This is a genomic window from Rhodanobacter sp. DHG33 (assembly GCF_014843005.1).
Classification (GTDB): Bacteria; Pseudomonadota; Gammaproteobacteria; order Xanthomonadales; family Rhodanobacteraceae; genus Rhodanobacter_A.
The window spans coordinates 192,793-215,154 of record NZ_JACYXM010000002.1; the positions used below are offsets into that span (position 1 = coordinate 192,793).

16 protein-coding genes are annotated in these 22,362 nt (G+C 64.6%); 10 read left to right on the forward strand and 6 right to left on the reverse strand.

Going from position 1 to position 22,362, the window contains the following annotated elements; translation table 11 throughout:
* Positions 1–26: 26 nt before the first annotated feature.
* From IHE46_RS03835 to IHE46_RS03845, 3 genes are all read left to right on the forward strand, one after another.
* Positions 27–2,120: a M1 family metallopeptidase gene (locus IHE46_RS03835; RefSeq protein WP_225562786.1), complete on the forward strand. Its 2,094-nt coding sequence runs from the start codon at positions 27–29 to the stop codon at positions 2,118–2,120.
* Between the two features lie 2 nt (positions 2,121–2,122).
* Positions 2,123–2,998 carry a hypothetical protein gene (locus tag IHE46_RS03840; protein WP_343229983.1) on the forward strand — a complete coding sequence of 292 codons (876 nt, stop codon included), beginning with the start codon at positions 2,123–2,125 and terminating at the stop codon, positions 2,996–2,998.
* A 406-nt stretch (positions 2,999–3,404) separates the two neighbouring features.
* Positions 3,405–4,448, forward strand: a complete 1,044-nt coding sequence (locus IHE46_RS03845; RefSeq protein WP_192163309.1) for an alpha/beta hydrolase — start codon at positions 3,405–3,407, stop codon at positions 4,446–4,448.
* A gap of 353 nt (positions 4,449–4,801) precedes the next feature.
* On the opposite strand, the gene IHE46_RS03850 is transcribed toward IHE46_RS03845, so the two are convergent.
* Positions 4,802–5,344 carry a GNAT family N-acetyltransferase gene (locus IHE46_RS03850; protein WP_192163310.1) on the reverse strand — a complete coding sequence of 181 codons (543 nt, stop codon included), beginning with the start codon at positions 5,342–5,344 and terminating at the stop codon, positions 4,802–4,804.
* 74 nt (positions 5,345–5,418) lie between these two features.
* Entirely contained in the window at positions 5,419–5,883 is a 465-nt protein-coding gene (locus IHE46_RS03855; RefSeq protein ID WP_192163311.1) for an SET domain-containing protein, read from the reverse strand.
* Positions 5,884–5,975: 92 nt separating this feature from the next.
* Between IHE46_RS03855 and IHE46_RS03860 the strand changes: the two genes are divergently transcribed.
* The 7 genes from IHE46_RS03860 (at position 5,976) to fghA (ending at position 13,570) form a co-directional block, all read left to right on the forward strand.
* Complete coding sequence (locus tag IHE46_RS03860; protein ID WP_192163312.1) at positions 5,976–7,406, forward strand: M20 family metallopeptidase; 1,431 nt, start codon at positions 5,976–5,978, stop codon at positions 7,404–7,406.
* 187 nt (positions 7,407–7,593) lie between these two features.
* Positions 7,594–8,298 carry a YggS family pyridoxal phosphate-dependent enzyme gene (locus tag IHE46_RS03865; protein WP_192163313.1) on the forward strand — a complete coding sequence of 235 codons (705 nt, stop codon included), beginning with the start codon at positions 7,594–7,596 and terminating at the stop codon, positions 8,296–8,298.
* A 205-nt stretch (positions 8,299–8,503) separates the two neighbouring features.
* On the forward strand, positions 8,504–9,361 hold the full coding sequence (locus IHE46_RS03870) for a C40 family peptidase (RefSeq protein WP_343229984.1): 858 nt from the start codon (positions 8,504–8,506) through the stop codon (positions 9,359–9,361).
* 156 nt (positions 9,362–9,517) lie between these two features.
* A complete protein-coding gene (locus tag IHE46_RS03875; RefSeq protein WP_192163314.1) occupies positions 9,518–10,180 on the forward strand; it encodes a rhomboid family intramembrane serine protease in 663 nt (220 codons plus the stop codon).
* Between the two features lie 16 nt (positions 10,181–10,196).
* Entirely contained in the window at positions 10,197–11,555 is a 1,359-nt protein-coding gene (locus IHE46_RS03880) for an amino acid permease (RefSeq protein ID WP_192163315.1), read from the forward strand.
* Between the two features lie 66 nt (positions 11,556–11,621).
* Positions 11,622–12,731: an S-(hydroxymethyl)glutathione dehydrogenase/class III alcohol dehydrogenase gene (locus IHE46_RS03885; RefSeq protein WP_192163316.1), complete on the forward strand. Its 1,110-nt coding sequence runs from the start codon at positions 11,622–11,624 to the stop codon at positions 12,729–12,731.
* An 8-nt stretch (positions 12,732–12,739) separates the two neighbouring features.
* On the forward strand, positions 12,740–13,570 hold the full coding sequence (gene fghA, locus IHE46_RS03890) for an S-formylglutathione hydrolase (RefSeq protein ID WP_192163317.1): 831 nt from the start codon (positions 12,740–12,742) through the stop codon (positions 13,568–13,570).
* Positions 13,571–13,657: 87 nt separating this feature from the next.
* On the opposite strand, the gene rapA is transcribed toward fghA, so the two are convergent.
* From rapA to IHE46_RS03910, 4 genes are all read right to left on the reverse strand, one after another.
* Complete coding sequence (rapA, locus tag IHE46_RS03895) at positions 13,658–16,510, reverse strand: RNA polymerase-associated protein RapA (protein ID WP_192163318.1); 2,853 nt, start codon at positions 16,508–16,510, stop codon at positions 13,658–13,660.
* Between the two features lie 88 nt (positions 16,511–16,598).
* A complete protein-coding gene (locus IHE46_RS03900; protein ID WP_192163319.1) occupies positions 16,599–17,177 on the reverse strand; it encodes a GspH/FimT family pseudopilin in 579 nt (192 codons plus the stop codon).
* Positions 17,178–17,182: 5 nt separating this feature from the next.
* Positions 17,183–17,605, reverse strand: coding sequence for a type IV pilin protein (locus IHE46_RS03905; protein WP_192163320.1), 423 nt, complete (start codon positions 17,603–17,605; stop codon positions 17,183–17,185).
* Positions 17,606–17,618: 13 nt separating this feature from the next.
* Complete coding sequence (locus IHE46_RS03910) at positions 17,619–22,355, reverse strand: PilC/PilY family type IV pilus protein (protein WP_192163321.1); 4,737 nt, start codon at positions 22,353–22,355, stop codon at positions 17,619–17,621.
* Between the last annotated feature and the right edge of the window lie 7 nt (positions 22,356–22,362).

The following is a 22,362-nucleotide window of genomic DNA, read 5'->3' on the forward strand; positions in this document are numbered from 1 at the left end:
TGACGCCCCTGGCGGCGGACAACATCATGGCCCCGATCCCGTTTGCGCCGGCGCACCAGACCATCATCACCACGCCCAGTGCGGCGAACGCCTGGGGCGGCCAGCGCACGGGCCAGGAAGCCACGCTATCGGACCGCGTGGTGAGCTACGCCATCGACGCCAGCCTCGATGCCGGCAAGCATCAGGTCGCCGGCAAGGAACACATGACCTGGCGCAACCGCAGCGACCGCCCGGTCAGTCATGTCTATTTCCATCTTTACCTCAACGCCTTCGAGGGCGACGGCAGCACCTGGTTCACCGAGCGCCAGGTGCTCACCGCCCACGGCCGCTCGCGCGGCAACGCGGTGCTGAAAGACGGGCAGTGGGGCTGGATTCGTCTGCAGGACGTGGCGCAGGACGGCACGGCGCTGAAGTGGAGCTTCGTGCACCCGGATGGCGGCCCCTCGACCGACCACACCGTGGTGCGCATCGATCTCGCCCAGCCGGTGCCGGCGGGCGGCACGCTGGCGCTGGACATAGGCTTCCTCAGCCAGTTGCCGCGCGTGGTGGAACGCACGGGCTGGTGGGGCGACTTCAACCTGGTCGGCCAGTGGTTTCCCAAGATCGGCGTGCTGGAACTGGCCGGCGAGCGCGGCGCTACCGCGCCGCGCTGGAACGTGCACGAATTCCACTTCAACAGCGAGTTCTACGCCGATTTCGGCAGCTACGACGTCCATCTGAACGTGCCCAGCGACTACACCGTGGGCGCGGTGGGCCAGTTGCAGGGCGAGCCGCAGTCGGCGAACGGGCGCACCAGCTACCACTACATGCAGGGCGACGTGCACGACTTCGCGTGGGTGGCCGCCAAGGGCTACAAGACGATGGATGGCACCTACACCGGCGAGGGGAGTCCCACGGTGGCCGTGCGCGTGATCTATCCGGCCGAATACGTGGCCAGTGCCGCGCCCACGCTGAAATCCACCATCGATTCGCTGGCTTACTTCTCGCAGACCATCGCGCCGTATCCGTACCACACGGTCACCGCGGTGATTCCGCCGTACAACGCGCAGGAAGCGGGTGGCATGGAGTACCCCACCTTCTTCACCTCCGAAGGTTACAAGGAGGTCACGCCGGGCACCCTCAGCCAGTACGGCAGCGATTTTGTGAACATCCACGAATTCGGCCATGGCTATTTCTACGGCATCCTCGCTTCCAACGAATTCGAGGAACCCATGCTCGACGAAGGCATGAACGAGTTCTGGGACGACCGCATGATGCGCGACCGCAAGGAAGACGTCGTGCTCGCCACGCCTTTCATGAAATGGCTGGGCATTGCGCCTGCCATGAGCGGCTTCCAGACGGAGCGCCTGGGTGCCCAGTTGGATCGCCCGGAAGACCCGCTGGCGCAGAACAGCTGGGACAGGCTTTCCAGTTCCAGCTATGGCTCGGTGTACACGCGCACCTCTACCGCCATGCATGACCTGGAGCAGCGTGTCGGCGAGCCGGTGATGGACAAGGCCATTCGCCTGTACTACCAGCGTTGGAGCTTCCGTCACCCGTCGGTGGCTGACCTTCAGCAGGCCCTGGTCGACGGTACCGGCGATGCGAAGGACGTGAACGCCATCTTCGACGAAGTCGTCTACGGCACGGCGCACATCGATGACCGCGTGACCGATATCGACACGCACGAAGTGCTGCCGCAGGCCGGCGTGACGTGGCAGGACGGCAAGCCGGTGGCCGACGAGTCCGCACTGGACAAACAGATCGACAAGCAGCGCGCGGACTGGAAGAAGGCCCATCCCGACGGCAAGCCGGACAGCGCCGGTCCGTTCCCTTGGCACAGCACGGTGACCGTGCTGCGTGACGGTGCGCGCGTACCTGAGACGCTGCGCGTCACTTTTGCCGACGGCCACCACGAAGACGTGCGCTGGGACGACGACCGCCGCTGGGCGCGCTTCGAGTTCGAGCAGGCCAGCAAGGTGGTATCCGCCGAGCTCGATCCTGCGCAGCAGGTGTACCTCGACGCCAACAAACTCAACGACAGCCTGGCGACCAAGCCGAACGGCGCCGCTTCCAAGCGCTGGACGGCGGACGCGGCCGCGCTGCTGCAGACCTTCTACTCGATGCTGGTGACGCTGTGATGATGGCCAGGACGACTGCCCCGCGCGCCGGCTTCGGCGCCCTGTTCTCCGCGATGGCCGCGGCCATGCAATGGCGTTTGCTGCTGCTTTGGCTGCTGCTGATGCTGCTGCCGGCCACGGTGGTGGCATTGCCGCTGTGGCGTTCGCTGGCCGACCTGCTCGACCACTCCGTGCACGCCGACGCCTGGGCGCATCAGTTCGACCCGCTGATGTTCGGCGATACGGCGTTCGCGATGGGCAGCCATGCTGCCTGGCTGAGCGGGGCGGCGCTGCTGGGGCTGATACTCACCTTGCTACTGTCGCCCTTCCTCGACGGCATGGCGGTGGGCAGCGGGCGCGCCGGCCGCAGCCTGGGCTTCGGCCCGCTGCTGCAGAACGGCTGGATCGAATACGGCCGCATGTTCCGTGTGATGCTGTGGTCGCTGTTGCCGTATGCGGTGGTGGCCTTGGTTGCAGGTGCCGCTTCGCACATGGCCGACAAGCACGCCGACCAGGCCGTGTTGGAATCGCAGGCGGATGCCGCTGCGCACGGTGCACGCTGGGTGCTGCTGGCGGTGTTCGTGCTGATGCAGGCAATCGTGGAATCTTCCCGTGCCGCCTTCATTGCCGATACCGGCCTGCGTTCGGCCACGCGTGCCTTCGGCCGTGGCATCAAGCAGCTTCTGCGTCGACCGCTGAAGACCCTGCTGTTCTATCTGGTGGTGAGCCTGATCGGGCTGGCGATCGCCGGCGCGCTGGGCATCGCGCGCATCCACACCACAGCGGTGGATGGCGGCTTCTGGCTGGCGCTTTTGTTCAGCCAGTTGATCGTGGCGGTGTTGGGGTGGATGCGTGTTGCGCGGTTGTTCGCGTTGGCACGGCTGGCGCCGATACGTTGACGCAACCTGTTTTCTCGTTTTTCACTCGTGAGTGAGAGAGAGCTTCGGTTTTTGCGTCGTCGACCATTGGCAGGGCAATTTCTTCGGGCCGCTCAGCGGCCCGAAGTGTTTCTCTCCTGTGTGAGCTAACCGCGCGACACACGCGCAAGCCCATTGCTGGCACTTCCTGTCGATAGCGGTTTAGGTTTGCACGTAGTGTCCGTTTTTGATCCAAAGCGGACGTTTTTTCGTACTCCGATACTGGAGTGGCGCATCGAAATATTCCCCAGTGCCGTGTCATGACATTAAGCACATGGCCGCAGCGAAAAGCGCCACTAGATTGAGTGACAGTTGTGGATGCGAGCGCTCTTTCTGCAGTGTTTCAATACGCCACAAAATCGGCCAATCATGAGGAGGCTTCCCAAGTATGCGCTGCCGCAAAACCTCGTTGTCGTTTTCCTTGATGGCCTTGGCCTTTTCGACATTGCATGCGCAAGCTGCAAAGCAGCCGGTGATCGACGACGGCCATTATGCGAAGGCGCAACGAATGGTCGAGGTCGCGCATGGCCGGCGCCTCAATCTGTTCTGCGTGGGGTCGGGCTCGCCGACGGTCGTTTTCGACTCCGGGCTAGGCGACGAGAGCAGCGTCTGGGGCTTTGTGCAGCCGGTGATCGCGAAACGGACGCGCACCTGTTCCTATGACCGCGCGGGGATAGGGTTCAGCGATCCTGCGACACGTCCGGGGACCAGCGCCAACATCGTGGACGATTTGCACAAGCTGCTGGTCAACGCGGGAATCCGTGGGCCGTATGTCCTGGTCGGGCACTCATACGGCGGGCTGAACATGTTGCTGTTCGCCAGCCTGTACCGGTCGGAGGTCGTCGGCATGGTGGCGGTGGACCCGGCCAACGAAAAACAGGTCGAGGCAATGCGCCAGGCGTTTCCCGATTACGACAGCAAGCTGCTGGCCTCCTGGCTGCGGCAGCACGATGCGTGCATCAAGCAATCCGAAACAGGCTTCGAGAAAGGCACGCCGCTGTATAAGCAATGCATAACCAAACCTGACGACACCATGTCCGATGCCATTAATTCGGCCCATGAAGCCTTGTACGTCAAGCCGGCTTATCAAAAGGCGTTGGCGTCCGAGCTGAAAAGCGTCCGTGGCGGCGTGAGCGAAGACGAGGTCCGCGCCGCGCATCGCGATTTCGGCGACATGCCGCTGATCGTGCTGACGCGCGATCTCGATCGCGACAGAAAAATGCCGCTTGGTCCCGGCGAGACGAAGGAGTCGAGGAAAATCCTGCAGGGCAATTGGATACAGATGCATGACGAACTCGCCTCTCGCTCGACAAGAGGGCAGAGCCAAATGGTCGCCAATACCGGTCACTACATCCAACTCGATCAGCCGAATGCCGTGATCTCGGCGATTGAAACTGTTTTGGATGAGGTTTCCTCGAAGAGCGCTCAATGAGCTCTGCGCGACGCAATCGCTGCTGCGAAGCGCTTGCGTTCCGCCACGCCGAAATGACGAGCGTGGATGCCTTCATTTTCCAGATGTAGTGCGGAATGCGGCACCGTCTATCGCATAGGCGGGAGTGACTCCCAAACCCGCGACACAGGCTGCTTGTAGCCCCGGCGTATCAAACGGGGCCACTTCTCTTGGTTCCTGCTCTTTAGGCCAGTAAAGAGAAGGGACTTGGGCGCCAGTAGGCGCACGGAACTGGTTTGTTACTCGCGTCGGCCATCAAGAAAGCCAGCCGCATGCAAACCAAAGTTATGGAATAAGCGGTTGTCGCGAACGTTCGCTAGCAGAAGAGAGCAACCTCAACCGCAGGCGACGCGCCGAAGCTCGCGATGCGGCGGGTAATACGCGAACACATGCGTATCGCACCCGTAGAAATCCCTGTCCTCGATGTGCTCGCCGCCCAGGCGCTCGGCCACGCGGTCGGAGGCTTCGTTGCCCACGCGGACCAGACTGATCACGCGCGGCGCATGCAGGCGGTTCCAGGCGAAGTCCAGCACCGCGTCGCCCGCCTCGGTGGCGTAGCCGTGGTGGCGGTGCTCGGGCTTGAGCATCCAGCCCAGTTCCAGGTCGGGCCAACCCTCGGGCTGGAATAGGCCGGCGCGGCCGATGAACTCGCCGGTGGCCTTCAGTTCCAGCGCCCACATGCCGTAGCCGCGCAACTGCCAGTGGCCCAGCAACATCGCCAGCGAACGCCAGGCGTTGGTGCGGTCCAGCGGCTGGCCGTCGCCGATGTAGCGGGTGCTGGCGGGGTCGGCCAGCATCGCGGCGTAGTCGTCGAAGTGGCGTTCGGTGAGCGCAGTCAGGCGCAGGCGCGCCGTTTCGATGGTAGGTATGTCAATCATGCCGAATCAGAAGCAAGTCACGTGCCTAGGAGCCTGTCTGTGCTCCCCCAAGCGCTCCGCGCCCAAGCCTCGCGTCATGCATTCTTGAGCAGCGCCGCAAGGGTGCGGGTGCTCGAAGCGAGGCTTTCCGTCCAGGACAAGCCGACGATTGTCTCACCAGTTGCTGCATCCGCAAAATCCTCGGTTTCGCCGGGGGGGAGCAGGTGGCGGTAGTCCACGGTGATTTCGCTGCCGGCGGGCAGGTCGGCCAGGGCGAACACGAAGCCGAGGTGCCACAGGCCGTTGGGCTGGAAACTGTGGTTGATGTAGCACTCGTCCGGCCAGTCCGGCGACACGGTGTAGCGGTCCTCGAACCAGCGGGCACTGGCGTATTTCAGCTTGGCCAGCTCCGGCGAGTCGAATTCGGCATGGCGGTAGGTCTGGTTGATGGCGTCGGGCGCGGTGACGATGCTGCCGGCGCGCACGGCCTCGTCGAGGAACAGGCCCTTGCCCGCGCCGGGGATGCGCGAGGCGTCGATGTGGTAGCGCGGCAGGATCATGGCGTGGCCGGTTGGAGCGGGACGCCAGTGTAGCCGGGGCCGTGGTGCCGGCTTGCTAGAATGTCGGTCTTTCCCACGCTTCCGGAGTGCCCATGGATACCGCCCGCCTTTCCCGCTTCGTCAGCGGCCTGTGGGATGAGGAGATCGTGCCCAGGCTGGTGGAATACATCCGCATTCCCAACAAGTCGCCGATGTTCGACAAGGACTGGAAGGCGCACGGCCACATGGATGCGGCGGTGAAGCTGATGAGCGACTGGGCGAAGTCCAAGCTCGCCGCGCTGCCGGGCAGCACGCTGGAAGTGGTGCAGCTGGAAGGCCGCACGCCGCTGATCTACATCGAAGTGCCGGCCAGCGGTACAAGCGACGACACCGTGGCGCTCTACGGCCATCTGGACAAGCAGCCGGAGATGACCGGCTGGGCCGAGGGCCTGGGCCCGTGGACGCCGGTGCTGAAGGGCGACAAGCTCTACGGCCGCGGCGGCGCCGACGACGGCTACGCCATCTTCGGTTCGCTGGCCGCGCTGCTGGCGCTGCACGAGCAGGGCGTGCCGCACGCGCGCTGCGTGATCCTGATCGAGGCCTGCGAGGAATCGGGCAGCTACGACCTGCCGTATTACGTCGACCATCTTGCCGCGCGCATCGGCAACCCCTCGCTGGTGGTGTGCTTGGACTCGGGCTGCGGCAACTACGACCAGCTCTGGCTCACCACCTCGCTGCGCGGCATGACCGGCGGCAACCTCACCGTGCAGGTGCTGGAAGAGGGCGTGCATTCGGGCGACGCCTCCGGCGTGGTGCCGTCCAGCTTCCGCATCCTGCGCGAGATCCTCTCGCGGCTGGAGGACCCGCAGACCGGCGCGATCAAGCCCAAGGAGCTGTACGTCGACATCCCCGCCCAGCGCGTGGAGCAGGCGAAGCATGCGGCCACCGTGCTGGGCAGCGACATCTACGGCAAGTTCCCGTGGGCGGAAGGCATGCAGCCGGTCACCAAGGAACTGCCCGAGCTGGTGCTCAACCGCACCTGGCGCCCGCAGCTGGCGGTCACCGGCATCGGCGGCATTCCGCCGCTGGACAGCGCCGGCAACGTGCTGCGCCCGTTCACCGCAGTGAAGCTGAGCCTGCGCGTGCCGCCCACGCTGGACGCGAAGCAGGCGGGCCAGTTCCTCAAGCAGTTGCTGGAGAAGGATCCGCCCTACGGCGCCACGGTCAGCTTCGCCCTGGAGAAGGACGGCAGCGGCTGGAACGCGCCCGCGCTGTCGCCGTGGCTGGCCGAGGCGGTGGACGAGGCGTCGCGCAACCAGTTCGGCGCACCGGCCACCTACATGGGCGAGGGCGGCTCGATCCCGTTCATGGGCATGCTGGGCGAGAAGTTTCCCAAGGCGCAGTTCCTGATCACCGGCGTGCTGGGGCCGCACTCCAATGCCCACGGCCCCAACGAGTTCCTGCACATCCCCACCGGCAAGAAGGTGTCGGCGGTGGTGGCCGAGGTGGTGGCCAAGCATTTCGTGCAGGGCGCCAAGGGCTGATGCGGTTTTCTCCCTCTCCCTGTCGGGAAGAGGGCCGGGGTGAGGGGCCAGGTTCGCGAGTGCATTTGTGCGGAGCCAAAGGCGCTTCGACAGTATGTTTCCGCGAGCGCCCACCCCTCACCTCAATCCTCTCCCCCAAATGAAATCAGAGCCGGGGGAGAGGAGGCGAACGCAAAGAGCCGTACTCATGGATCATTCCCACCTCGCCGCCAACTGGGCCGATGTCCGCCATCGCGTGGACGAAGCCTGCCGCGCCGCCGGACGCGACCCTTCCGAAGTCTCCATCCTGCCGGTCAGCAAAACCTTCGACGCCGCCGTGGTGCGTGCTGCGGTGGCGTTGGGCTTGCACCGTTTCGGCGAGAACAAGGTGCAGGAGATCCGCGACAAGTCCGGCCCGTTGGCCGACTGCGGCATCAGCTGGGTGGTGATCGGCCACCTGCAGACCAACAAAGCCAAGGACGTCGCGCGGCTGGCCAGCGAGGTGCAGTCGCTGGACCGCATGGACCTGGCCGAGGCGCTGCACCGCCGGCTGCAGCTCGAGGGCCGTGGCCTGGACGTGCTGGTACAGGTGAAGACCGCGTCGGAAGAAAGCAAGCACGGCCTGGCGCCTGTCGAGCTGCCCAGTTTCCTCGACGAACTTGCCCGTTACGACACCCTGCACGTGCGCGGCCTGATGACCCTCGCCACCCAGAGTGAGGATCCGGCGGAGGTGCGCGCCTGCTTCCGCCAGTTGCGTGACCTGCGCGACGCGGCGCAGGCACGGGGCCACGTGCTGCCGCGGCTGTCGATGGGCATGAGCGGGGATTTCCCCCTGGCCATCGCCGAGGGCGCCACCGAGGTGCGCATCGGCAGTGCGATTTTCGGGCGCCGCGCCGCTGCGGGCGCCGTGTAGAGCCGGTTCCGGCCCGCGTCCAGGGAATTTCAGACGTTTCCTATAGCTTCCCTGCCGGGGGCGGCGTACCGGAGTTTGCGAACGACAGGGTTCAGTTAACCCCGATCCAACAACATGACAGGGTGGTCTTGGTAAGTTCACCCCTCCGTCACGTCACCTGCACGTACAGGTGACGGCTTTGAGTACCGTAGGGGGTTACCGCCTCATGCCAATCCAGCGATTGACCGGTGTTGCCGCGCTCGTTTCGATGCTGCTGCTGGCCACTCCCTCGCATGCCGTGACCCGTCAGGTCCAGAAAAAGCACGTTCAGCACCGCCACGCGCCGACCCACCATGCTCAGTCGCGTCGCACCAAGTCCACCCACTCGTCATCCGCTGCCGTCACAAGTCCTTCTTCTGACAGCAATTATTCGCTGGTCACCGGTGGCATCCTCGCTTCTCCGCTGTCGCTGAATCCCTTGCCTGCCCTCAGCCCGATGCCGACGCTGGCTTCGTCCGGCGTGGTGGGTTTCGGCGGCGAAACCGCCCCGGCCTTCGGCGTCAAGCACAGCCTGCTTGCACCGGTCGTCGCCGCCCCGGTCGTGGCCGAGGCCGAGACTGCCAAGCCCGATGCCAGCCAGGTCGACAGCGATGTCGATACGGTCACCGACCTGCGCAAGGCCCTGGTCGCGCTGGCGATGAACCTGCGCAACGTGCGCTACGTGCGCGGCGGCCACAGCCCGACCACCGGTTTCGACTGCAGCGGCTTCGTGCATTACGTGTTCGCCCATGCGATCGGCGTGCAGCTGCCGTCCAATTCGGCCTCGCAGTTCCTCGCCGGCCTCAAGGTGAACCGTGCGGACATGAAGCCGGGCGATCTGGTGTTCTTCCACACCGGCGGTCGCCGCCACGGCGGCATCAGCCACGTGGGCATCTACATCGCCAACGGCCAGTTCATCCACGCGCCGACCTATGGCAAGCGGGTGCAGATCTCCAGCCTCGACGAAGCCTACTGGGCCAAGCATTTCGTCGGCGCCAAGCGTCCCGAGGGCATGCTGGCCCTGTCCGGCGGCGGCAACGGCTGATCCTGGCCTTCCCCGTATTCGAGAAAAGCCGCCTCGCGAGGCGGCTTTTTCATGGATGAGCATCTGCGTGCACGACGCCCGGCACATGGCCAGTGCCTGCGGCAATCGCTACGCTACCGCATTGCCCTTGCCGCGAAGGCATCGACGGAATCCTTCATGCCCAATCTCCCGCCGGTCACCCGCTATCTGCTGATCGCCAATGTGCTGGTGTTCGCGCTGCAATGGCTCCTGCACGACGTGGATACCTTCGCGCTGAGCCGGTATTTCGCGCTGTGGCCGCTGGGGCCGGATGTGACGGGAACGGTGGCTGGCGGCCAGGTCATTACCACGGGTTTCCGGCTGTGGCAGCTGGTCACCTATGCGTTCCTGCATGGCGGTTTCGAACACATCCTGTTCAACATGTTCGGCCTGTACATGTTCGGCGGGGTGATCGAGCGCACCTTCGGCGCGCGCAACTACACGGTCTACTACTTCGTCTGCGCCATCGTGGCGGCGGTGGCGCAGCTGCTCGTGGTGAAGTACTTCACCCACGGCTTCTATCCCACCATCGGTGCCTCGGGTGCGCTGTTCGGCCTGCTGCTGGCCTTCGGCATGCTGTATCCGAAGGAGAAGGTGTTCCTGCTCTTCCTGCCGATACCGATGCCGGCGTGGCTGTTCGTGATCGGTTACGCGCTGGTGGAACTGGTGCTGGGCGTCACCGGCACGCAGGAAGGCGTGGCGCACTTCGCGCATCTTGGCGGCATGGTCGGCGGCTATGTGATGATCCAGTACTGGCGCGGCAAGTTGCCGTTCAAACCGAAACGCGTGCTGTTGCGCTGAAACCACAGGGAAATCCATGAGCCACGACCTGCAGCGCCGCCTCACGCCGCGCCACATCACTTTCATGGCGCTGGGCATGTGCATCGGTGCCGGACTGTTCCTCGGCTCCGCCAGCACGATACGGCTGGCCGGCCCCTCGGTGCTGTTCGCCTACATGTTCGGTGGCGCGATGATCTTCATCATCATGCGCGCGCTGGGCGAGATGGCCGCGCACGAACCCATCGCCGGTTCCTTCGGCGCCTATGCGCACAAATATCTGGGACCGTTCGCCGGTTACCTCACCGGCTGGAACTACTGGATCCTGATGATGGGTGTGGGCATCGCCGAGAGCACGGCGGTGGGCATCTACATGAAGACGTGGTTCCCCGGTACGCCGCAATGGATCTGGGCCTTCGCCAGCGTGGCGATGATCGGCGGTCTCAACCTGCTGGCGGTGAAGGTGTACGGCGAGCTGGAGTTCTGGTTCTCGCTGATCAAGGTGCTCACCGTGGTGCTGATGATCCTCGGCGGCTGCGCGATGATCTGGCTGGGCTGGGGCAACCATGGCACGCCGGTGGGACTGTCCAATCTGTGGGCCCACGGCGGCTGGTTCCCGCACGGCGTCACCGGCATGGTGCTGGCGTTGCCCGTGCTGGTGTTCTCCTTCGGCGGCATCGAGACCATCGGCATGGCGGCGGCGGAAGCCGCGCAGCCTGAGCGCACCATTCCGCGCGCCGTGAACTCGGTGATCTGGCGCATCCTGATCTTCTACATCGGCTCGCTGTTCGTGATCATGGCGATCTACCCGTGGAACGAGCTGGATGCGAACAGCAGCCCATTCGTCACCACCTTCGCGCGGCTGGGCATCCCAGGTGCGGCCGGGCTGATCAACTTCGTGGTGATCACCGCGGCGCTGTCCAGCTTCAACTCCACGACCTTCAGCGGCAGCCGCATGCTGCACAGCCTCGCCAGCAAGGGTCAGGCGCCGTCGTCGATGGGCCGCACCAGCGAGCACGGCGTGCCGGTGCGCGGCGTGCTGGTGACGATGGGCTTCCTGCTGTTCGGCGTGGTGATGAACTACCTGGTGCCGGGACGCATCTTCGGCATGATGATGTCCATCCTCGCCTTCAACACGGTGTGGACGTGGGGCATGGTACTGGTGGCGCACTGGAGTTTCCGCCGCCGGCAGGCGCAGCCGCTGGCGTTCCGCCTGCGCGTGTGGCCGCTGTCCAGTGTGCTGTGCCTCGCCTTCCTCGGTTTCGTGTGGGTGATGCTGGGATGGAACCCCGACACCCGCGTGGCGATCTACGTCGGCGTGGCATGGCTGGCGCTGCTCACCGTGGCTTATTACGGTTTCGGCATCGAGCGCCGCATGCGCGAGGTTGCCGCGGGCTAGGGCAGTTCCTGGCCTGAAGGCGCCTTGGCGTTGGCCGAACCATCGATACATTCAAGGAGCAACATCATGAAATCCCATGCCGCCGTCGCCTTTGCCCCGGGCAAGCCGCTGGAGATCGTCGAGATCGACGTCGCCCCGCCGAAGAAGGGCGAGGTGCTGGTCAGGATCAGCCACACCGGCGTCTGCCACACCGATGCGTTCACGCTGTCCGGCGACGATCCGGAAGGCCTGTTCCCCTGCGTGCTCGGCCACGAAGGTGCGGGCGTGGTGGTGGAAGTGGGCGAGGGCGTCACCTCGGTGAAGCCGGGCGACCACGTGATTCCGCTGTATACCGCCGAATGCGGCGAGTGCCTGTTCTGCAAGAGCGGCAAGACCAACCTGTGCGTGGCCGTGCGCGCCACCCAGGGCAAGGGCGTGATGCCGGACGGCACCACGCGCTTCTCGTACAACGGCCAGCCGATCTACCACTACATGGGCTGCTCCACCTTCAGCGAGTACACCGTCGTCGCGGAAGTGTCGCTGGCGAAGATCAACCCGCAGGCGGACCACGAGCAGGTCTGCCTGCTGGGCTGCGGCGTCACTACCGGCATCGGCGCGGTGCACAACACCGCGAAGGTGCAGCAAGGCGATAGCGTGGCGGTGTTCGGCCTCGGCGGCATCGGCCTGGCGGTGGTGCAGGGCGCGCGCCAGGCGAAGGCGGGTCGCATCATCGCGGTCGATACCAACCCGGCCAAGTTCGAGCTGGCGCGCTCGATGGGCGCCACCGATTGCGTCAACCCGAAGGATCACGACAAGCCCGTCCAGCAGGTGATCGTAGAGATGACCGGCTGGGGCGTGGATCACAGCTTCGAATGCATCGGCAACGTCAACGTGATGCGCGCGGCGCTGGAATGCGCGCACCGCGGCTGGGGCCAGAGCATCATCATCGGCGTGGCCGGCGCGGGCCAGGAAATCTCCACGCGCCCGTTCCAGCTGGTCACCGGCCGCAAGTGGATGGGCACCGCGTTCGGCGGCGTGAAGGGCCGCAGCCAGCTGCCCGGCATGGTGGAGGAAGCGATGAAGGGCGAGATCGAGCTGGCGCCGTTCGTTACCCACACCATGGGACTGGAACGAATCAACGAGGCCTTCGACCTGATGCACGAAGGCAAGTCGATCCGCTCGGTCGTCCATTACTGAGGCGCGCGATGGAGCGCCTCGAACACCGCGCCTGTTTCGGCGGCTGGCAGGACGTCTACCGGCACGAATCGTCCGCGCTCGGCTGTGCGATGAATTTCGCCGTCTACCTGCCGCCGCAGGCGGAGCAGGAACGGCTGCCGGTGCTGTACTGGCTGTCGGGCCTCACCTGCACCGAGCAGAACTTCATCACCAAGGCCGGGGCGCAACGCTATGCGGCCGAGCACGGCGTGATCGTGGTGGCGCCGGACACCAGCCCGCGCGGCGAAAGCGTGGCGGACGATCCGGCCTATGACCTGGGACAGGGTGCGAGCTTCTACCTCAATGCCACCGAACAGCCGTGGGCGGCGCATTACCGCATGCGCGACTACGTGGTGGACGAGTTGCCCGCGCTGGTCGAGGCGCATTTCCCCGCCAACGATGCGCGTGGCATCAGCGGGCATTCCATGGGCGGGCACGGCGCGTTGACGATCGCGCTTGGCAACCCGGGACGCTACCGCAGCGTGTCGGCCTTTTCGCCCATCGTCGCGCCCGCCCAGGTGCCCTGGGGCGAGAAGGCCTTCACGGCCTATCTCGGGCCGGATCGCGCGCAATGGATGCGCCACGACACCACCGAATTGCTGAAGACGGCCAGCGAGCGGCTACCGCTGCTGGTGGACCAGGGCGAGGGCGATGAATTCCTGTCCAGCCAGTTGCGTCCGGATCTGCTGCGCGCCGCCTGTGCCGCAGTGGGCCATCCGCTGACCCTGCGCTTGCACGCTGGTTACGACCACAGCTATTACTTCGTGGTTAGCTTCATCGGCGAACACATCGCCTGGCACGCGCGGGCGATGAAGGGCTGAAGTTGAAGGGTTGAGCAAACCCTTGTCCGGCCCGTCATCCCGGCATGCGCCGGGATGACGGCTCAAGGAGTCGATGGTGTTCCGTGGTCAGCGCAGCGCGAGGAAATCCGCACTGACCACGAAGCGCACCGCATCCAGCCGCAGCCGCGATTGCGGCAACGCGGCGAGCAGGGCTTCACGCTCCGCCGCGACCGTGGCGATTTCGCCGGCGCTGATCGAGGGATTCACCGAGCGCAACGCGTGCAGGCGCGCCAGCTCCGCGTCCAGCGCTCCGGTGGCTTCGGCCGTGGCCTCGTCTATCGTGGCCTGCGCGCGGGCACGTGCCGCAGCTTCGGCCTTCTCCAGCATCGGCGGCACCAGCTTGGCGAGGAACTTGCGGTAGCGCGGCACCTCGATGTTGCGGTCGGCGGCCTTGCGCAGCGCGATGTCGCTGGGCTGGAAATCCGCGCGTTCGGCGAGTCGCGTGTCGATGGTCACCGTGATCGGCAACGCAGGGATGAAGCGCTCCGCGTCGAGGCGCCGGTCGGCCACGCATTCCAGCACGAACACCGTCTGCAACAAGGCGCTGCGCGGCGGCAGCGCGTCGTCGACCATGAAGGCGGCATTGCCCTGTTCGCCGGAGAGTGCGAGGTCGAGCGCGCCGGCGACCATCGGGTGGTCGAGCCGCAGCAGCGGCAGTTCCTCGCGCGCCAGCGCCACGGCGCGGCTGAAGGTGGCCGACTGCGGGCCTTCGGCGAAGCCGGGCAGGGCATCGGTGGAGAGGTATTGCGGATCGAGCAGCAGCACCTTGCCGCCCAGCTCCTCGGCGTGGATGCCGTAGCCTTCCAGCAGGCGCTGTACGAAGGCATCGCGTGCGGGATCGTCGTCCTCGCGGCGGAAGGCGCGCTCCAGCTCGTCCGCGTGCGGATCGCGGCTGGCCGCCAGTTCCAGCAGGTGGTCGCGGCCGGCGCGGATCAGTTCGGCCATCTGCTCGTGTGCGGCGAGGGTCTCGGCGAGCAGCACGTCCAGTTCCTGGTCGCGGCCATCGTCGCCGCGCGCGTGCTGGTCGGCGAGTTGCGCCAGCGTGTCGCCGTAGCGGCGCAGCAGTTCGCGGCCGTCGGCGGGGCTGTGGCGGAAGGCGTCCACGCCTTCGTCGTACCAGCGCGTCAGCACGTGTTGCGCGCTGTCCGCCACGGCGAGGATGTGGATGCTGATGTCGTGGCTCTGGCCGATGCGGTCGAGGCGGCCGATGCGCTGTTCCAGCAGATCGGGATCCAGCGGCAAATCCCACAGCACCAGGCGGTGCGCGAACTGGAAGTTGCGGCCTTCCGAGCCGATCTCCGAGCACAGCAGCAGGCGCGCGCCGTCGGGCTGGGCGAAGTAGGCCGCGTTGCGATCGCGCTGCACGATGCCGAGGCCCTCGTGGAAGCGCGCGATGCCCGCGCCGGTGCGCGTGCGCAGGGCTTCTTCCAGCGCCAGCACTTTGGCCTGGCTGCGGCAGATCAGCAGGAACTTGTCCTGCGGGTGGGCATCGAGCAATTCGACCAGCGCGTCCAGGCGCGGGTCGTTGGCGTAATCGTGCTCCAGCACCGGCGACGGCTGTTGGATGTCGGCGTGGAATTCGGCGAGCAGCGACTGGCGGGTGGCTTCGTCGAGATTGCCGGCGTCGAGTACGTGCCATTGCGGCATGCGCTGGGGGAAGCCGCCGATGCCGGCGCGACGGTTGCGGAACATCGCGCGGCCGGTGCCGTGGCGGTCGATCAGCGCGGCGAGGATTTCGCGCGCGTGCTCGGACCGGGTGGTATCGGCGAGGCGTGCCTCCAGCGCGGTGTCGCCGGCGAAGGCAGTGCGCAGCATGGAGAGTTCGACTTCGTCCAGCGCTTCGCCGTCGAGCAGCTTGTCAGCTACCTGCGACAACGGCTGGAAGCGTTCGGCTTCGGCGAGATAGGTATCGAGGTCGTGGTAGCGCTGCGGATCGAGCAGGCGCAGGCGCGCGAAGTGGCCGCTGCGGCCCAACTGCTCGGGCGTGGCGGTGAGCAGGATCACGCCGGGCGTTTTCGCCGCGAGCTGTTCCACGAGCGTGTAGCGCGGGCTGGCGGCTTCGGGTGTCCATGCGAGGTGGTGGGCTTCGTCGACCACCAGCAAGTCCCATGGCGCGTCCAGCAATTGCTGCGCGCGCTTCGGGTTCGCTTCGAGGAAGGCGAAATCGGCGATGACCAGCTGTTCGTCTTCGAACGGATTGCCGCCGGTCGGCTTGCCTTCGTCGCTCAGCGTCAGGGCCTCGCAACGTTCCTCGTCGTAGATCGCGAAGCTGAGGTTGAAGCGGCGCAGCAACTCGACGAACCACTGGTAGACCAGGGTGTCAGGGAGCAGCAGCAGTGCACGTGCGGCACGACCGGTGGCGAGCTGGCGCGCCACGATCATGCCGGCCTCGATGGTCTTGCCCAGGCCCACTTCGTCGGCCAGCAGCACGCGCGGCGGGCGACGCGCGGCGGCGATGCCGGCCACGCGCAGCTGGTGCGGCACCAGGCCGATGCGTGCGGCGCCCAGGCCCCAGGCCGGCGAGCGGCGTGCCTCGGCGCGGCGGCGCAGGCCTTCCACGCGCAGTTCGAACTGGGCCACGGTATCGGTGCGGCCGCCGATCAGGCGGTCGTCCGCCTGGCTCACGCTCTGTTCGTCGTCGAGCTGGCCTTCGTGCAGTTCGCGACCTTCGCCGCGGTAAATCAGCAGGTCCTCGCGGATCTCCACCTGTTCCACCAGGAACGCGATGCCCTTGCCGGCCACACGCTGGCCGGCGCGGAATTCCGCACGCACCAAGGGAGCGGAATCCACCGCATAGGGCCGCAGGACTCCGGCCTTGGCAAAAAGCACCTGTACGCCGCGCCCTTCCACGCGCAGCACGGTACCGAGGCCGAGTTCCGGCTCGGCGGTGGAGATCCAGCGTTGACCAGGTACGAACATTGCGCAGCTTGTTTGACTCTAGGGCTGGCAATTATCCGCGTTGCGGGCGTGGATGGACAGCGAAGGAGGCGAAACGGTCCTGGAAGGTTTAGCTTGAGCAGGATGCGCCGGTAGCTAGCGGCTTGCTGGTGACGGTGCCCGAACCATTCACATCCAGCTCGACGCCCGGGACAGTCGCAGTGTTGACCGTGTTGCCGCTGCTATCGGTGTAGCAGGTTACGAAGCGCAGGGTGGAACTGCTCGGTAGGAGTTGACCTTGCTGGCCGAAGCTGGGGTAGGTGGTCTGTGCAGCCCAGATCGACATGTTGTTCTGCTGGGTGGTGACGCGCAACTGGAGATTACCCGTCGTGTATGCCGCATTGGTCGAAGCCGCCCCGGCAGGATAGCTATACACCATCCAACCCGTCCCCCAAGTCGTGCCACTGGTGGTGCAGGCGCTGCCGGTCGTGCTGGGACACATCGTCACCACCTGCCCGCGGTCGATGGCTTCGGAGCGGGCGTAGGAAATGTCGGCCAGCAGTGCGTTGCTGCTTGCACTGACCTGGCTGCGGCGGATGGTGTCGCGAAAGCTGGGCAGGGCGATCATCGTCAGGACGGCCAGTATCACCAATGTCACCATCAGTTCGATCAGGGTGAAGCCTTGGTTTTTTTTCCAGACGTGGGTCATGACCATCACCAGCAGTTGCCGTTGGCGTTGGAGGATGCGCTGGCTGGTGTGGGTGTCTTCAGCCCGGCACTGTTTACAGCCAGGTTGCCGCAGAGATCCGTGCTCTGCACGCCTACTGGAGACGCCGTGGCAGTGAAGGACTGCGAACTGCCGCTGGCAGGGATGGTTACCGTGGCATTGTAGAACTGGTTCGCCGACGGAGCAGGACTGGTGCTGTAACCAATGTCGGTAAGTGCACCGTATTTGTTGTAGGTGGCGTAGTAGCGCTCTTCGGCATTGGCGATGGTCAGCAGCAGTTGCTGACCATCCGCACGTCGCGAACGCAAGGTATAGCGGCTATAGGCCGGAATCGCGATGGCCGCGAGTATGGCGATGATAACCACCACGATCAGCAGTTCGATCAATGAGAAGCCACGTGCGCGTGTCATGAGTGGTTCCTGCTTATTGCTCATTGTCCAACGCCCCCCAAGAGCGACGACGCCATACTGCATCCGGGATCGTCAATGTGCCACCTCCTCCAGAGAGGCTGAGGCCCGGTAGCAGCAGGCTGCCGCCGCCGACCACGGTAGCCACAGGTACCGTGCCCCCGGTGGGTGGGTTGTTGACCAAGGCACCTACCGTGCTGGTTCCGATGCTCCACCCTGTGTAAGCGGGCGAGCCGATGCCGCCCCCGGAGCCGCCAGTGGCCGCGTTCAGCACCATCACCGCACCCGTGATAGTGGCTGTGCAAGGATCGTTGGTGGCAGGAATCAGCGTAGTGAAGATCACACGGTTGGTGTCGAATAATGCACCGGGCGTCACCACCACGCGTTCGCCTGGGTCGCTACTGATGTTGAGGTTGACATACCAGCCATCCTGGCTGGCGCTCACCGCATTGTTCGTCATGCCGCGTACGGTGTTGTAGGCCGAGGTGGTGGCCTGGGACATCACCTGCTGTTCCAGATTGCTGGTGCCGCTCACGGTCACCGGATTGCCGTTGCTGTCCAGTAGGTCGCGGATGCCGTACAGCGCCTGCGTAGGCACACCGGTACTGGTGTTGTCGTTGGGGCCTAGATATTTGCCGGTGCCGTACACCACGATGAAACGGCCGGTGGCGGGATCGGGGAACAGCCGTGGCATCACCGTGATCGGTTGCGCTCCCTGGGTGGTGGGTTTGTAAGCCAACGTTATCTTCCAGCCCGAGGGGCTGGCGGAAGTCAGGTCGTAGCGCCACAGGTTGCCGGCAAGGTCGCCGGCGAAGGCGATGTCGTCGATCTGGTCGTTGTTGTAATCGCCCAATACGGGTGAGCTCAGGCCGTAGCTGGTGACGCCACTGATGTTGGTGGGCGTCTTCAGCTCGGCGATCATCGCCCCGGTTTGCGCATTCAGCACGAACAGCGAGCTGAAGGCCACCGCCGGGCTGCCCGCGGTGGGAGCGCCGGATGGCGTGGGGCAATTGGTGGCGTTATAGGGTGCCTTGCTGCAGTTGGGGAAATAGCCGCCCGGCACGAGCACCACCCATTTGCCATCGGCAAGGCGGCCTATGTTCGGCTGGCCGTACGTGAAGCCGAGGTCGGCAGGATTGCAACTGCCGTAGTTCGAGTAGCAGCCGGTACTGGGCGCTGGCGTATCCGAGTTGAATTCCCACAACACCTTGCTGCCCGCATTCGCCTCGGTCACCTTGGTGGGGTCGGTGATGTCCAGTGCGTAAATGCCGCGCCCGCCATTACGCAGGTTGCCCACCAGAATGGTGTGCCAACCGGCGCTGGTGGTGGCGGGAGTGGTGGTTGCAGCGTCGAAGAACACGTCGCTGGTTACCGGGGTGCCATCCACCGTGGGTTTGAACGTGAAGCTGGCGCTGGTGAGATTGCCGAGGTTGGTATAGGCCGAGCGCGGCACGTACGCGAATACTTCTTCGCCTGCCGTGGACGTGGGCACGATTTTCGGGGGGGTATCGGTGTTCTGCGCTTCTGAAGCGTCGAAGGCATGCAGCATGCCGTCGTTGGCGCCCACATACACCACCGGTTTGCGCGTGAGGTGGTTTTGCACGAATTGCTCGTAGCTGCCGTCGTCGCCGGTATCGCTGGCGGCGGCGGCGGTGGTGATCGCGGTGGCTTCCGGTGAGCCTGCCGGCCAATTGTCTGAATAGCCGCTGGCTGGATAACCTACGTAAATCGCTTGCGAATCGATGATTGCTCCCAGCAATGTGCTTCGCGTGCGCATGACGCTGCCGGTTTCTTCTGTGCGTACACCTCGCAGATAGTTGATGCGGTTGGCCAGCGTATCGTTGGTGGTGTCGGTGGGAGCCGGCAACATCAGCAGTGCTTGCGCGCTCGAGTCGAACGTGGTGGTCGATTCGAACGAGATGCCTCCACCGAAACTGCCATCGGTGTTTTCCTTGGCGGTAAGGATGTTGCGCGAAGCAGGGGGAGTGACGGAGGCATCGGTCAACAGGGCGCCTGCATCCCAGAGCGGGGTGGTGCCCACCGTGCCGTCGGTATTGGCCTGCACCGCCTGCATCGTGCCGCTCCAGTCGGCCGAGCTGTAGCCGGTGACGAAAGCCAGTGCACCAGGTACCAGCACGCTGGTGTTCAGCGTATTGGTGGCCGGAGGTACGCTGCGGGCAGTGATGCTGGTAAGGATGTTGCTCAACTGATTGATCAGGTCCTGCGGGTTGCCTGCGCTGAAGAACTGGCCACGGCCGTTCAACGCCGCGTGCCAGGTATCGTCGACGTTGGCGGCGATGCCTTGGCCGTTTCCGTTCGGCGTTGGCCAGCCGATGCTCCCGCTGGAATTGGTTTGTCCTTTGCGCAGCATGCAGGCATCGGACGTATCCGGGCTGGTTCCGGTGCAATCGGTATCGGCCGAAAAGTTCAATTGGCCACTGACACCCAGGCCCACCAGGTATTGGGACATGTGCGGCCACGTGGCCGGGTCGTTGCTCGGGTTGAAGTAGATTTCCTGGTTGATGCCAGTCGTAGCCAGCACCCCGGTCGTACCGGTCAGCGTAGTGGTGCTGACGACACCAACCTTCTGATCCGGCATATAGGGCACTACGTAGCCGCCGGTCGACTTTGCCGTGGTGTAAAGATCGGGGCGAAGGTTGGTTGCCCAGTAGTTGAAGGCAATGTCCGATAGCGAGGCGTAGCTGGTGCTCGCATCATGCACGGGTGCATAGATGGAAGTTACACCTGCCGAAGCGGGGTTGGGCAGCGTAACGCCATCCGGCAACGTCAGGCCGGAAGTCGCCAGCGTCAAAGTGGAATATTTAGGGCCGTCGTAGGTGCTGGAGCTTACCGTGTCACCGTTCCATAGGCCGTCCGTAACCAGCATGTGATAGTTCTGACGGCAAGTGAGTTCGTTGCCGTTGCCGCTGCCAGACGCAGGCGGCTGCCAATAAGGGTCTTCAAGATTCCCTTGAGCATTGGCTGTCGTATTGCCGTTGCCGCGCGTGAAGAATTTGCCGGCGCGGGCGACCACGCTGCGAGTTGGCGTTCCGCCGCTGGCAGGTACCTGGAAGATCCAGTTGAAGAAGGCGCTGCGATAGCAATTGGGAGGCGTGGTTATTGCGCCTGACTGCTGGATGCCAGATGGACTGGCAGTCGTGGAAGTTGCTGTGCAACTGCTGGTATCGATCAGGCTGCTGATGATGGATGTGCTGGGCAGGTTGTACGTCGATACATCGAGGTTTTGCCAGGCCAAGCGGATCGAGCTGCCGAAGCCGCCATCGTCCCAGTTGCCAGGGTCGGTGATTTTGGTAGCCAGCGCGCCGGTACCGAATACCCGCGAAATGGACGTGCGAGCCATCTGGTTGCGAGTGCGGTAATAAGCGTACCAGTTGGCGAAGTTCTGCCACTGGTTGACCTGTACGTTATTGATGGTGACGGTGGTGTTGGTGACGGGCACGGCTTCCCAATTGCTGGCCGTATAAAGCGTTGTCGCGCCGTCGTTGCCGTTGCCGGTGTAGGTTGGGTTGCCTGCCGAGTCCTGGGCGATGGTCACCCCCTGTTTCAGCCGGTAGTAGTACGGGCCGCCGTTCGGGTAGGTGATGGTGGTGCCATCGCTCAGAGTGTGCGATTGACCGTCCATGGGGCTGGCGGCATTCCACAGGTCGCCGCCGCCGCCACTGGTGGCAGGGCCGCTACCGCATTGCCAGCGGTTGTCCGCACCCAAGATGGGGGTGGCCGAAGTGTTCGTTACGGTTACGGACCAAGTGGAGAAGTTCTTGGTAGGGCTGTTTGTGACGCTGGTTTTATCCCCGGAGACCATCGTGTAGCCGGATTTGGAACTGTTGCGGGCTTTCAGGCCAGTGCCGAAGTAGACCGTGGACGTACCGCTTCCAGTCGAGGTAATGACGTTGACGTAATAAACGTAGATTTTCGAGCTGCCTGAGCCGCTGGTACCGGAAGCTGTCGTAACGCACGTTCCCGCATCAGCGTTAGCAGCGCAGGTGGATCCGAAAGTGGCGTAATAGGTGGTGATTGTCGGATAGGTGTATTGCGCCGTTCCGGTCAGGTCGGTCAGTGCACCTGCAGAGGGTTTATCCAGATCCGGGTTGTTGTTGTAATTGGCAGTGGTGCTTGGGGTGACTGGGCTCAACGGGCGGTTTACCGCAATGCCATCCACCCAGACCTTGGTCAGGGTGGAGTCCGCCTTCGAGAAAATCGTGCCGTCGGCCTTGGCCGGCGGGTTGTAGATGATGTTGGGGTTGTAGTACACGCCGTTCATCACGTGCATGCCGATGCCGGAAGTGGCTGCCGGACTGATGACGCCGGCGCAGCGCCATGGGCCGCCGCCGCCGTCGGTCGTGCTCGTATCGTTTGTGCCGTTGCCCCAGTCTGGAAGACCTGACAGCAGACTGCCGCTGGTGTTGGTGGTCCACGGAGGCTGGTCGTTCACTCGGCTGGATTGCATTGAGCCCGAATCATCGAATGTCATCACGATGTTCGGCGGCACCGATTGCGTCTGGTTCGGCGGCGTATAGCTGAGCTGCACCTCGCCAGCGAGTGCAGCGGTACTGGCCGTCGCCGGGGCTGTACTGCTGGCGGCAGGAGCTGCCGCCAGTGCGGCAACGTTCGGCAGCGTGGAGGTAGGTACGGCCTGTACGGGAATCGCCGCGCCAAGGCCACCGGCCAGTGTCAGCAGCAGCGTAGGGGTGAAGGCGCGGGCACGTTCGCGCAGGAAGCGATGGTGGGTCATGGCCTGT